Below are 12,983 nucleotides of genomic sequence, written 5' to 3'. Positions count from 1 at the left end.
TCCTTTGAGGTTTTTGTGTTTTTTCGCTCGGTTTTACTAACTACCCTGATTTCTCTTTCGTTTACGAACGCAGTACAAGCCGCTCATCGCCACTATCATCGCTACGATAATAAGCTACACAGACATCTCCATAAGAAAGATTTACCTACTCAAAAGCCCACTCAAAAACCTTCGGAAGAGGAGAATTACACTCCCTATTCTTATAGCGACAAGCCTATCTCCTTATCTAAGCAACGAGGTCTTCTATCTCCCATCTGTGACCTAATCAAAGCAAACCCCTGCTCGAATGGGTTTTCTATTAGAAATATTAAACAAGAATTAAAAAACGTAGCCGGAACACAAATTGCATTAGATTGGTCCATTCTCCCTCAATGGTTCAATCCTAGAATCTCCCAATTGAAAACTCTTACCATCCGCGACCCTGGATATGGCACACGGCAGACTCCTCTGGAAGCTGACCCTCCCTGCTGGCAAACTTGTTTCAATCCATCAGCGTCTATCACTGTGTATGACTCTTCGTATGGAACAGGAGTTTTTCAGATATCTTATACTCTGGTTCGCTATTGGGAAGGGAATGCAGCTCTTGCAGGCAATGCCATCATGCTTGCTGGAAGCATAAACGATTACCCCTCTCGCCAAAACACTTTCTCTCAATTTACTTTTTCTCAAACATTCCCTGGTGAAAAAGTAAATTTAACAATTGGTCAATACTCTCTCTATTCCGTAGACGGAACGCTATACAATAATGATCAACAACAAGGTTTTATTAGTTACGCGTTATCACAAAATCCAACAGCTACCTATTCTTCTGGAAGTCTCGGAGCTTATCTACAAATAACTCCAACAGAAAGTACTTGCCTTCAAGTAGGATTTCAAGATGCTTACAACATCTCTGGCTCTTCTATCAAATGGAATAATCTAACAAAAAATAAATACAACTTCTACGGCTACGCATCATGGGCTCCAAATTGTCGCTTAGGATCCGGTCAGTACTCCATTCTCCTTTACTCAACCAGAAAAGTGCCAGAACAGCTGTTTCAGACAACCGGATGGTCTGTGAATGCTAGTCAGTATATTTCTCCTAAATTTTATGTATTTGGAAGATATGGCGGTGCTACAGGACAGGCATTCCCTATTAACAGAACTTACTCTTTTGGTGTAGTTTCTGCAAATTTATTTGACCGTAACCCGCAAGATTTACTTGGAATTGCTTGCGCGTTTAATAACGTAAATCCTTCTGCAGCTTCAAGCGCTCAAAGAAAATACGAAACTGTAATCGAAGGATTCGCTACTATCGGCTGCGGCCCCTACCTTTCTTTCTCCCCAGATTTCCAACTTTATCTCTATCCAGCCCTTCGCCCAAGCAAACAGTCTGCTCAAGTTTATAGTGTTCGCGCCAATTTAGCTATCTAACAATTTGTTTGAAGGGAAAGCGCTCTTACGGTTGAAAATCATTTGAACAATAAAAAAGGAGGCCCTATGCCTTACGGAACTCGTTACCCTACATTAGCTTTTCATACAGGAGGCGTTGGTGAATCTAATGACGGCATGCCTCCTCAACCTTTTGAAACCTTTTGTTATGATTCTGCTTTACTAGAAGCAAAAATAGAGAATTTCAATATCGTTCCCTACACCTCCGTTTTGCCTAAGGAGTTATTTGGAAATATCCTACCTGTCGATCAATGCACAAAATTTTTCAAACATGGATCTGTATTGGAAGTTATTATGGCGGGGAAGGGAGCAGCTGTTGCTAGTGGAACCCAAGCGATAGCAACGGGTATAGGTATTTGTTGGGGCAAAGACAAAAATGGAGAACTTATAGGAGGCTGGGCAGCTGAATACGTTGAGTTTTTCCCAACCTGGATTGATGATGACATTGCTGAATCCCATGCCCAAATGTGGTTAAAAAAATCTCTTCAACATGAATTAGATCTTCGCTCAGTAAGCAAACATAGTGAATTTCAGTATTTCCATAACTATATCAATATCACACAGAAATTCGGGTTTTGCCTAACTGCTCTTGGGTTTCTAAATTTTGAAAATGCAGCTCCTGCTGTTATTCAATAAAAAAGGAGGTTTGCCATGTTTTTAAAAAAACAATCCTCTACGAAAAAAGCGGCTCCCTTAAACGTTTTAAGAACCTTGTCTCTCACTGGAATCGTGATCAGCTCTATGATCGGAGGAGGTATTTTCAGCCTTCCTCAAAACATGGCAGCCTCCGCAAGTGCAGGAGCTGTTATCCTGGCTTGGATTCTCTCTGGCATGGGGATATTTTTTATTGCGAACACTTTCAAAACACTCTCGCTTGTTCGCCCTGATTTAAAAGCAGGGATCTATACTTATAGCAGAGAAGGATTTGGTCCTTATATTGGATTTACAATAGCTTGGGGATATTGGCTTTGCCAAATCTTTGGAAATGTCGGGTATGCCGTGATTACCATGGATGCTCTTAACTATTTCTTTCCTCCCTACTTTGCAGGAGGGAATACACTCTTGTCTATTTTATTAGGATCTATACTCATTTGGTTATTCAATTACATTGTTCTAAAAGGAATCCGTCAAGCGACTTTCGTTAATATCATTGGTGAAGCTTTCACATTAACTTCTTTGCTTATTTTCATTCTTATTACTGCACTGTTCTTTAAAATCTCGATATTCAAAACAAACTTTTGGGGAGAATCTCCACAACACTTTTTAGGGCCTATTGGCTCCCAACTCAAAAGTACGATGTTAGTTACTCTTTGGGCTTTCATTGGTATCGAGGGAGCTGTAGTCGTATCAGGTAGAGCTGCCAATCCTTCTTCTGTAGGGAAAGCAACCATTTTAGGCTTTTCAGGATGCTTACTTATTTATGTCCTTCTTTCTTTACTTCCTTTTGGTTCCTTATACCAATATCAACTTGCTAAAATTGCGGATCCTTCCACTGCTGGCGTCTTGAATTTTCTAGTTGGGGAATGGGGAGAAGTTCTTATGAATGTAGGGCTTCTGGTTGCTGTCCTAACAAGTTGGTTATCTTGGACTATCCTTGCAGCAGAAATCCCTTACGCAGCGGCAAAAAATGGAACCTTCCCAGCGTGCTTTGCCATCGAAAATGATAAGCGATCGCCTTCATTCTCTCTATTTATCACAAGTGGATTGATGCAAATTACCATGCTACTGGTGTATTTCTCCTCTAATGCTTGGCAAACAATGTTAGAGATAACAGGAGTTATGGTTCTTCCCGCTTATTTGACTAGTGCTCTTTTCCTTGTTAAACTCAGTCTCGGTAAAAAGTATCCCACAGGAGCTCCTATTAAAGCTCGTGTTGCGATATTCACAGGCCTACTGGGAAGTTTATACTCTTTATGGCTGATCTATGCTGGAGGGCTGCAACATTTATTTATGGTTGCTGTTCTTCTTGCCTTAGGGATTCCTTTCTACGTAGACTCGAGTCTAAAACACGGACAAGAAAAGATTTTCTTGAATCGTAAAGAAATCATGAAAATGACCGTAATGGCTCTTATCGCTTTACTGGCAATAATTCTATTTTCTGCAGGTAAAATTCACTTATAAAAAGTGTGTTAAGTACCACTATCTCAGCTTCTCAATTCCTTAAAAAAGAGCTGATTCTCCCCTGAGGAGAATCAGTTCTTTCTATTCTTTAAAAGACTCTTCTCTTATCCTCAAAAGTAAATCCAGATTAAATTTCTAAAAAAATCTTTTTCAGTTCTTAAGGTACTTTATGCACATAGCGGTTTTGGGAGCAGGATATGCAGGGTTATCCGTGACCTGGCATCTTCTTCTTTATACACAGGGAAGAGTTAGCGTAGATCTCTTTGACCCAACACCCATTGGAAGTGGAGCTTCTGGACTGTCTTCTGGTCTTCTCCATGGTTTTACAGGGAAAAAAGCGATTAAACGACCACTAGCGGATCTCGGAATCACTATAACTCATGCTCTGATTACCAAAGCCAGCCTTTCGATAGGAGAACCCATTGTTACATCTAATGGTATCCTCCGTCCAGCAGCTTCACAAGAACAAGCAGCAATTTTCATGCAAAGAGCACAAGAATTTCCTAATGAGACGGAATGGTGGGATAAGGCTCGCTGCGAAATCACGATTCCTGGGATCGTAATTCCAGAAGGGCTTGGGGCTCTCTATGTCAAACATGGCGTAACAATTAACAATGATAAGTACATCAATGGGTTATGGAATGCCTGTGCTAGCCTAGGGACACAATACTATGATGAACTTATCGATGATCTTTCTGCCATTGCTGAGTTTTATGATCACATTATCGTTACTCCCGGAGCTAATGCAGATCTTCTCCCTGAACTGAAACACCTTCCTCTATCGAAAGTTAAGGGCCAACTTGTAGAAATTGCTTGGCCAGCGGACATTCCCATGCCGCCGTTTAGCATTAACGGGCCTAAGTACATGGTGGCTGATACAGAGAGAAATACATGCATACTGGGAGCAACTTTTGAGCACAACCAACCAGATGCTACTCCAGATGCTGAAGTAGCTTATCAAGAAATTATGCCTCCTATTCTGGCTCTTTTCCATGGACTCAAAGATGCTAAAGTTCTCAACTACTACGCAGGTATGCGGTCATCGAGCCCCACCCATTTGCCTATAATCAGCCGGGTCCAAGAAAAACTCTGGTATCTTGGAGGATTAGGATCTAAGGGTCTTCTATACCATGGACTTTTAGGAGACATGCTCGCGCAAGCCCTGCTGCGGGATTCCACAGCATACATAGCCAAAGAGTTTCTTTATACCCCAGAAGCTACCATCTAGCCTGTTAGGACAAGATGTCCGTTCCTTTATAAAGAAATACTTGCTTTTTCCTGAAGGATCTCATCAAGTGAAATTTGTATCTTCCCACGAATGAATGTATCCCAGGGAAGTCCTGGGATAATTTCATACTCCCCAGTTGCTAACATGCGACAGGGGAACCCAAAAATCACATCTTCAGGTAATCCATAAGGATTATGATCCGAGCACACTCCAGAAGAAAACCATTCTTCCTCTTTAGGCTGATATATAGACCGTGCAGCCTCTGTTAAAGCCCTTGCTGCGGAAGCTGCAGAAGACTTCCCTCTAGCTTCTATTACAGCACTTCCCCGATTTTGCACAGAGGGTATCATGATATTTTCTAGCCAATCACGATCCGTGATCGTTTCTGAAATAGGACGTCCATAAATTAATGCTTGGGTAAAATCCGGTACTTGTTTTGCAGAATGATTCCCCCAAACAACAACCCGAGATACTGCAGCTAAAGGGACTTCAGATCTATGCGCTAACATACTATGCATACGATTCTGATCCAAGCGCAACATCGCATGAAAATTTTTTCTCGCCAATCTAGGCGCGTGGTGCATTGCTATCCAACAGTTAGTATTAACAGGATTGCCAACCACAAAAATCTTTGCATCCCGCTTAGCAACTGTATTCAACGCCTTTCCTTGAGTAGCGAAAATCTCTCCATTTTTCTTTAGAAGATCTCTTCTTTCCATTCCTGGGCCTCTAGGAAGAGCTCCAATAAGAAAAGCTGTATCAATACCATCAAAAGCATCATGCAATGATGTAGTTACTTGCACACGCTGTAACAGAGGAAACGCACCATCGTCTAATTCCATACGCACCCCTGATAAAGTCCTTTCAGTACCAGGAACATCGTATATACGCAAATCTATCCCAGTGTCAGAACCAAAAACATCTCCATGAGCCAAAGCAAATAGAAAGCTGTAAGCTATTTGCCCTGTTCCCCCCGTTACTGCAACGCTCACCACTCGAGAAAACATAAGCCTCCTTCCCTTTGCTCGTTCCAAATGCACACTCTTTCAATGCAGTGTTCACAAAACACCAATTCTGATCCCAACATACGTTTGGCTAACAAAAGAATCAAGTCTCTCTATTTAATAAAGATTTCGGCATAAAAAAAAGCCCTTCAAAAGAGGGACTTCAGTCGGCTAGAAACTCAAAGCACTTTATAAAAAATGGGCCCTCGGGTTCCTACCCACATACTCGATCCAGACCGCATGACTTGTTGTCCTTTTTTAGCTGCTAGATAACCATGAACATCTAGGAAGCCAATGAATCGTGCACGAATAAAAAACATAGAAGAGCCCCCAAAAAACTTTTCTTTTTAAGAGAAACGGGCCCATTATAACATATTTAAAATAAAAACTGTGTATATAAAATATCAGGAACTTGGGTCTTCGAGAACGTTATTCTAAAACGTTAAAAAGTCTTAACATATTCTGAGCTTCAGGAAACTCTATCGACCCAGTTCCGGATATCATACCTATAATTTTAGTCGCCAATTCCTTCCCTAAAGAAACTCCTTCCTGATCAAACGAGTTTATCCCCCAACAAAAACCTTGAAAGACAAACTTATGCTCGTAAAACGCAAGTAATCCTCCGGCAATACGAGGAGTCAGCTGCTGAGCCACCAGTAACGAGGAAGGTCTATTCCCCCTAAATTTCTTATTAGGATTTGCATTATCTTGTCCTTGAGCTAATGCCAAAGACTGCGCAACAAGATTGGCGAATAATTTCTGAGAAGAAGAACTCCCCGATAGTACACAATCCACTCCACGCTGATTATGTAAAAACCCAATAAACTCCACGGGAATAATATCTGTCCCCTGGTGAAGACTTTGGAAAAAAGAATGCTGGCAGTCTGTTCCCACTCCTCCCCAAATAACAGGTGTAGTCTTACATCCTACTTCCTTCCCTTGTATAGAAAGGCTTTTTCCATTGGATTCCATTCCACACTGTTGAAGATGTGCAGTAAAATATCTTAATCCTGTCGCATAAGGGATAACAGCAGTTGTAGGATATCCCAACAGATTGCGATTCCAAATTCCAAGCATAGCAGATAAAAGAGGCAGGTTTTTTTCCATTTTCGGAGTCAATGCATGCTCATCCATAGAAGCTGCACCTTGCAAAAACTCAGTAAACACCTCATAGCCGAAAGCAAATCCTAATACTACCCCTCCTACCATAGAAGTAGAAGAGAATCTGCCTCCAATACTATCCCAAAGATGAAATACCTCTAGATAACGACTCTTGTCATCCATAGGGCTTCCTACAGAAGTGACAGATACAAAATGCTCTGCAACAGACAACCTCTTGTTTTGATACGCTTGTCTGAATAACTCTTCATTCACAGCAGGCTCTAAAGTTGTCCCAGACTTAGATACGACAACAACTAAAGTTGTTTCAAGATCTATCTCTTGCAATACTTCTGCAGCATTATCCGGATCCACGTTGGAAACAAAAAAGATCCGCTTATCGGATGGACAGATTCCTTGCATAGCAAAATACATAGCTTTAGGGCCCAACTCTGATCCACCAATACCTATCTGCACAAGTGTAGAGAATTTAGATCGGGCTTTGTACAAAAACTCTGCAAGACGATAAGCCTCCTCCTCAGAGTGACGAGATATAGCCAAGGCTTCTTTCTGGAGATCATTCTCTCTAACCCATGCTCGTGTTGCCGTATGTAACACAGGACGAGACTCGCTCTGAAATCCTTGTATATAATTCACAATCATGCCCTGTTGCATATGCTCCATCTGCTGGATTAACTCTCGCTCTTCGGCGAGTCCTTCTAAAGCATTAAGACACCTTTCATCAACACGCTCTGTAGCATAACTAAAGGTAAATCCTTCTGCAGACAAGGCATACTTCTGAATCCGTTTCTGGGATAAGACTCCCGGAAAAGTTAAATCAATGGGTTGCAAAGCAACCTCCTGCAAAGCAACAAATGCCTCGCAATCCAAAAAACTTTTCACCACAATGATCCTCCTTATGAAGAAGCTTTGACATGAGAAAGATTTCCTCTCTGTCTTTTATAATCTTTCTCGATCCATTTTTTTCTAAGTAGTAGTGTGTTTTTTAATCCATCCCCACGATATGCTCTGCGTACTTTTTCCGTAAAAAATTAGGTAAAAATGCTTTAACTACGAGTACATCATTTTCATAGTAATGAGAAATCACCAATCCTGCATCACACAATTCTGTAAATAGTCCATATTCTTTATAAGGAAGATGTAAAAGTACTTGAGGATAATCCTCTTGCACCATATCAGCCATAGCTTGCAGCAAATCGCGGATTCCCTCTCCAGTTTTAGCAGAAACGCATACAGGAGTTGGTGAAATAAGACGTAACCTAGATGCCACTCCCCAATCTGAGATTCTATCTATTTTATTCAATACAGTAATGACTCGAGGCTGCTCTATTCCTAATTCTTGTAAAATAGATCGTGTTGTTTCAACATGTTCTAAAGCGAGAGGATGTGAAGCATCGACTACATGTAGTAAAATATCCTCATGTAATGCGGCTTCTAAAGTACTTTTAAATGCAGCAACTAAAGTATGTGGAAGTTTCCGTATAAATCCTACTGTATCCGTAAGTAATACTCGCTGACCACAGGGCAAAACACAACGCCGGGTTTTAGGATCCAATGTTGCAAAAAGCTTATCCTCGGCATAAGTCTCTGCCGAAGTCAGTAGATTTAAGAGAGTGCTTTTTCCTGAGTTTGTATAACCAATCAAAGCAAAAGCTGGTATCTGATTCTTTTCCTTAGCTTTACGACGTTCTTTTCTTTGTCGTTCAACAGCTTTTAATTCTTTAGAAAGCTTATGAATCCTCTCTCGAACTATTCTTCGATCTAATTCAATCTGTTTTTCTCCCTCTCCTTTTACGAAACCTCCCCCACTCCCTCCGGATTTCTGCCTGGAAAGGTGCCCCCACATGCGTTTTAATCTTGGTAATAAATATCGTGCTTGCGCAAGCTCTACTTGTAATCCTGCTTCAGCAGTAAACGCACGACTAGCAAAAATCTCTAAAATTAATTCTGTACGATCTAATACAACGACATTCAATCGCTTCTCTAAATTTCTTTGTTGAGAAGGAGAAATCTCTTCATCTACCAACAAGGTTCCTATCGTGGGAAACCGTTCTAAAATTTGCTCAATTTCCTCTAATTTCCCTTCATTCAGATAAAAAGAAGAAGAAGGAGAGCGCAACAACCATGTACAAGTCTCCAATATACTAAGATCGCAAGACTTCGCGAGAGAAATTAATTCCTCAACATATTCAGAAACTCGCTCCTGTTCTGCACGATTTGCATAACAGCAAACAGCCAAAACTTGCGCAGGATCTTGTTCTGCCCTTGGAAGAGAAAATCTCCAACCTATTGTGTTTTGTCGCTCTTGTTGTTCTATCGAATTATCTTTACTCATTCATTTTTTTCCTTATGTCCATAAAAGCTCCATCCCATCATAAGCACACTCTCTCGTGAGATCTTCCTCCAGAACTTTATGTAGATAATGACTAACATGTGTGATCACTAAACGCGAAGCTCCTATCTTCTCCACCAAGAGATCTATTTGTTCTAGAGTTAAATGAGAAGGAGATCGATTCCCAAACGCTTTTGGAAGAACGCCCAATGAAGCGGAAACAACAACAGTATCTACTCCCTGTAAATAATCTAAAATCTGTTCATCATAACAAGACATATCTGTCAGATATGCTAAATTTCCAAAACGATACCCAGTCACTTGGCAATTTTTTTGAAAATAGGAAACATAGGTAAACGGGAGACCTAACAACTCCTGTTTCCCACATTTTTCATTTAAAATGATATAACGCAAAGAAGCCGTTAAACTATGTTCAGGATTTTCTTTTTGAATCAGATGCTCACGGGTTTTGCACAAATAATCATAGGTGAATGAAGAAAGTACAATAGGAACTTGTTCTAAATGCGTAATATACCAAGAGCGGAGATCATCAAGTCCACCAATATGATCATAATGCGGATGCGTAAGAAATACCCCATCCAGGCGATGAATCTCGTATCTCAATAATTGAGATCGAAGATCTGGCCCTGTGTCAATGATAAAATTCTTGCCTTGACTTTGAACTAATACGGAAGAACGTAAACGATAAATCTTTCTTTGTGAACACACCTCGCAAGAACAAAATGGCACAGGAGTCCCCTCAGGGTCTCCTGTGCCTAAAAAAACAATCTTCCCAGAAGAAGACGCCTCCATACAAGGACCTTTTAAGTTTCTTGAAATTAACTGTTTAAGCCCCATTTCTGTTCTAACTCAGCCAAAATTCCCTCTTTCTTTATCTCTTGCAAAGCCCCTTCTATTTCAAAAGCTAAAACAGGACGATCAGACGCAACTCCAATTCCATATCCTAAAACCCATTGATCCTCAGGAAGATCTATAGTTGCAGTAGAAAGAGTTGGAAAATCTTTTAGAACAACCTGTGCAATAGATGGCTCTAGAATCGCTACAGGAGACTTATTATGCATCACTTCCATAAGCACTTCTAAAGTACTATCGAAAGATCGCACATGTACTCCTGGAAGAGACCGTAAGTAGTCTTCCTGATACGTTCCAGTTTGAACAGCAACAGAACTGTACTGAGTCAACGGTAAAGGCTGCTCGTTTTCTCCTTGAAATACTAAAACTAAATGTTTTATTTCTTCGCCGTAATAAGGAATCATAAGAATTTCCTTCGAACGAGATGGAGTAATGGACATTCCTGTCATAATTGCATCAATCCGATGTTGCTTTAGATTTAAAATAAGCGCATCAAAAGCGAACTCTCGAACATCCAATTGTTTCCCTAATTTTTTACTAATCTCCTTAGCCAAATCAATATCAAAACCAACTATTTCTCCCTTATTGTCAACAAATTCAAAAGGAGGATAAGTTGCATTAGTGCCCACAATGAACTTCTCACTGAGAGAAGTCTCCCCTTCTTTTGAACAATTTGTCAGACAGAAACTACAAATAACAGCTAAAAAAGCTCTCCAAAATCTTCCTCTTTTTGCACACATATTCATTCCAGCCCAAAGATATATTGAAAGAGAATATACCCAGCACTCTTCTTAAAAAAAATAAGAATCTATGCACAAGCATTTTCCTCCTTTGAAGGAATTGCTTTTTGTACCCAAGATGATAATTCTGCCAAATCTCCAGGAGAAATATGTTGCGCTCCATCACACAAAGCAAGCTCCGGTCTCTCATGCACTTCAATCATTACGCCGTCTGCTCCAAGTGCTATTGCCGCACGAGCTAGAGGCTGCACCAAATCACGAGTGCCTGCTGCATGAGAAGGATCAACAATAACAGGCAAGTTAGTCTCCTTTTTGACCCATGCCACAGAATTCAAGTCTAGTGTATAACGAGTAGATGTTTCAAAAGAACGAATCCCTCTCTCACAAAGAATCACACCTGGACAGCTTGCATTACGTAACAAATACTCTGCTGCAGCAAGCCACTCCTTAACCGTGGCGCCAGGATTTCTTTTTAAAATAACTGGACGATGACTCTGGCTTACTTCATTCAGTAGCACAAAATTTTGCATATTACGAGCCCCTATTCGCAAAAAATCTACATGTTCTGCGGTCATCTCAACGTCATGGACATCTAAAACCTCTGTTTCTGTTAATAATCCATGCACAGCTTTTGCTTGACTATGCCAAACTACACAATCAGGTGACCAACCTTGAAAAGAATATGGGCTAGTTCTTGGCTTACGAACAGAGCCTCGGAAGATATGCGCCCCAGCCTCCTTAACCATTAACCCTAAAGAAATCGTGTGCTCTAAGCTTTCTAAAGTACAAGGCCCGGCAACAATAATAGGCTTCCCATTACCTATCAATAAAGTTTCAGATAAGCGAATAACAGGGTTCCTTCGTTGATCAAACACATAAGGTAACAAAACCCGGCATCTGTCCATGAAATCTTTTGTCCTTGTTTTTCACAAATGAAGAACAAATCATACACAGAGAAGAGAGAAAAGAAATAGAAAGGAAAGATTTTTTATAAAAAACTGCCCCCCTTCTTTTCATGAGAAGGGGGCCAATTTAAAAATTTTTATCTATTCTGATCCTTTAGGTAACTGTTTGATATCAGAGATAACGTCGATCAACGTTGTAAGAAAAGCTTGAAATAATGCTTCATCGGCATAATCAGGTCCTCCTTTGAGCAGCTTCCTACAATAACACAGTAAGCTACAAGTTAAACACATCACCCCTTGTATAAAAAACAATTTACATTTTTGTTTTAGCATATTTTCTCACAAAACATAATAGTTTCTATTATAAAAACTAAAATAAACAGATCTTAAAAATAGAAATTAATTTCAAATAAAAATGTTAAGCTTTATTGAAGACAAACAAAGCTTTTGTTAAAATCTCTGGGCTACTCATAAGAGGCTTTAAAAATAATGTTCGGATCCATTCCTTGTTATCCTGGATATAAAAATACTCTTGAATACAACGATCACTATTTCTACTGCGAGCTTTGTGATAGCATCGTTTCTCCTACGAGTGTGGATGTTGCGCTTGTTTCTCTTAACAAACCAGTTGCTAAGTCAGAATCCAAACTCTCTGTTCTACGCTGCAAGAACCACCCGATCAAAGGACTACAATCTGGGGGTCCGATTACCTCATTAAAAGGCTTACGCCCCTCTCCATCGACCTCCTTAACAGAAACTTACCAACAAATGCTGAAGCTTTGTTCTCGGGTTCACTACCTGGATATCCTCACCTTATGCTTCGCGGTCCTTACAGCACTCTTCGCTATTGTTGGGGTCATCATACAGTTTGTGATTACTCCAGCATTTGCTTCCTTTATCCCTTTTGTTTTACTAGGAGTTGCCATTGCCTTCTCGTTAGGAGCCTTCTCATGCGCTCGAATTTCCCAGAAAATGACTCGGGAATGGCAAAAGCTTTCTAGATTAATTATTAACTCTTCCACAAGCGTTCCTGTTCAAGCTGGCTCCGAATGTTACACTTTGTTAACAGAATTCCCTCCAACTTGCTACGAAACAATTCGTCCGTCCAGCTCCTCTCGCTCCGAGGGCAGCCCCTATCAGCGAAGAAACTTCCGGGTAATTATTAAAAAGACAGCATGCAAACTTTCTGCCCGAACACGGAAAATTTTAAAAAACTACTATTACAGCTAA

13 protein-coding genes are annotated in these 12,983 nt (G+C 40.4%); 5 read left to right on the top strand and 8 right to left on the bottom strand.

Annotated features, from left to right (window positions below; genetic code table 11):
• The first annotated feature begins 15 nt into the window (after positions 1–15).
• From IJ490_RS00185 to IJ490_RS00170, 4 genes are all read left to right on the top strand, one after another.
• Positions 16–1,413, top strand: coding sequence for a carbohydrate porin (locus tag IJ490_RS00185; RefSeq protein ID WP_291891194.1), 1,398 nt, complete (start codon positions 16–18; stop codon positions 1,411–1,413).
• 66 nt (positions 1,414–1,479) lie between these two features.
• On the top strand, positions 1,480–2,067 hold the full coding sequence (locus tag IJ490_RS00180) for a pyruvoyl-dependent arginine decarboxylase (RefSeq protein ID WP_291891193.1): 588 nt from the start codon (positions 1,480–1,482) through the stop codon (positions 2,065–2,067).
• A gap of 15 nt (positions 2,068–2,082) precedes the next feature.
• A complete protein-coding gene (locus IJ490_RS00175; RefSeq protein ID WP_291891191.1) occupies positions 2,083–3,552 on the top strand; it encodes an amino acid permease in 1,470 nt (489 codons plus the stop codon).
• A 169-nt stretch (positions 3,553–3,721) separates the two neighbouring features.
• Positions 3,722–4,780: an FAD-dependent oxidoreductase gene (locus IJ490_RS00170; RefSeq protein WP_291891189.1), complete on the top strand. Its 1,059-nt coding sequence runs from the start codon at positions 3,722–3,724 to the stop codon at positions 4,778–4,780.
• Positions 4,781–4,806: 26 nt separating this feature from the next.
• Here the strand turns inward: IJ490_RS00170 and IJ490_RS00165 are convergent, their stop codons facing one another.
• From IJ490_RS00165 to IJ490_RS00130, 8 genes are all read right to left on the bottom strand, one after another.
• Positions 4,807–5,787: a malate dehydrogenase gene (locus IJ490_RS00165; RefSeq protein WP_291891187.1), complete on the bottom strand. Its 981-nt coding sequence runs from the start codon at positions 5,785–5,787 to the stop codon at positions 4,807–4,809.
• A 176-nt stretch (positions 5,788–5,963) separates the two neighbouring features.
• On the bottom strand, positions 5,964–6,104 hold the full coding sequence (gene ltuA, locus IJ490_RS00160) for a protein LtuA (RefSeq protein ID WP_291891185.1): 141 nt from the start codon (positions 6,102–6,104) through the stop codon (positions 5,964–5,966).
• Positions 6,105–6,213: 109 nt separating this feature from the next.
• Positions 6,214–7,791 carry a glucose-6-phosphate isomerase gene (locus IJ490_RS00155; protein WP_291891823.1) on the bottom strand — a complete coding sequence of 526 codons (1,578 nt, stop codon included), beginning with the start codon at positions 7,789–7,791 and terminating at the stop codon, positions 6,214–6,216.
• A gap of 97 nt (positions 7,792–7,888) precedes the next feature.
• Positions 7,889–9,238: a GTPase HflX gene (gene hflX / locus IJ490_RS00150; protein WP_291891182.1), complete on the bottom strand. Its 1,350-nt coding sequence runs from the start codon at positions 9,236–9,238 to the stop codon at positions 7,889–7,891.
• A gap of 12 nt (positions 9,239–9,250) precedes the next feature.
• Entirely contained in the window at positions 9,251–10,048 is a 798-nt protein-coding gene (locus IJ490_RS00145) for an MBL fold metallo-hydrolase (protein ID WP_291891820.1), read from the bottom strand.
• Between the two features lie 26 nt (positions 10,049–10,074).
• Positions 10,075–10,848: a transporter substrate-binding domain-containing protein gene (locus IJ490_RS00140; RefSeq protein WP_291891180.1), complete on the bottom strand. Its 774-nt coding sequence runs from the start codon at positions 10,846–10,848 to the stop codon at positions 10,075–10,077.
• A gap of 68 nt (positions 10,849–10,916) precedes the next feature.
• Positions 10,917–11,753, bottom strand: coding sequence for a 3-deoxy-7-phosphoheptulonate synthase (aroF, locus tag IJ490_RS00135; protein ID WP_291891178.1), 837 nt, complete (start codon positions 11,751–11,753; stop codon positions 10,917–10,919).
• 141 nt (positions 11,754–11,894) lie between these two features.
• Positions 11,895–12,086 carry a hypothetical protein gene (locus IJ490_RS00130; RefSeq protein WP_291891176.1) on the bottom strand — a complete coding sequence of 64 codons (192 nt, stop codon included), beginning with the start codon at positions 12,084–12,086 and terminating at the stop codon, positions 11,895–11,897.
• A gap of 156 nt (positions 12,087–12,242) precedes the next feature.
• On the opposite strand from IJ490_RS00130, the gene IJ490_RS00125 reads away from it, so the two are divergent.
• Positions 12,243–12,983, top strand: a complete 741-nt coding sequence (locus IJ490_RS00125; RefSeq protein ID WP_291891174.1) for a hypothetical protein — start codon at positions 12,243–12,245, stop codon at positions 12,981–12,983.

The organism is Chlamydia sp. (assembly GCF_017472245.1).
GTDB lineage: Bacteria > Chlamydiota > Chlamydiia > Chlamydiales > Chlamydiaceae > Chlamydia.
Note: the sequence above shows the minus strand (reverse complement) of the source record. Positions and strands in the feature narration are given on the sequence as shown.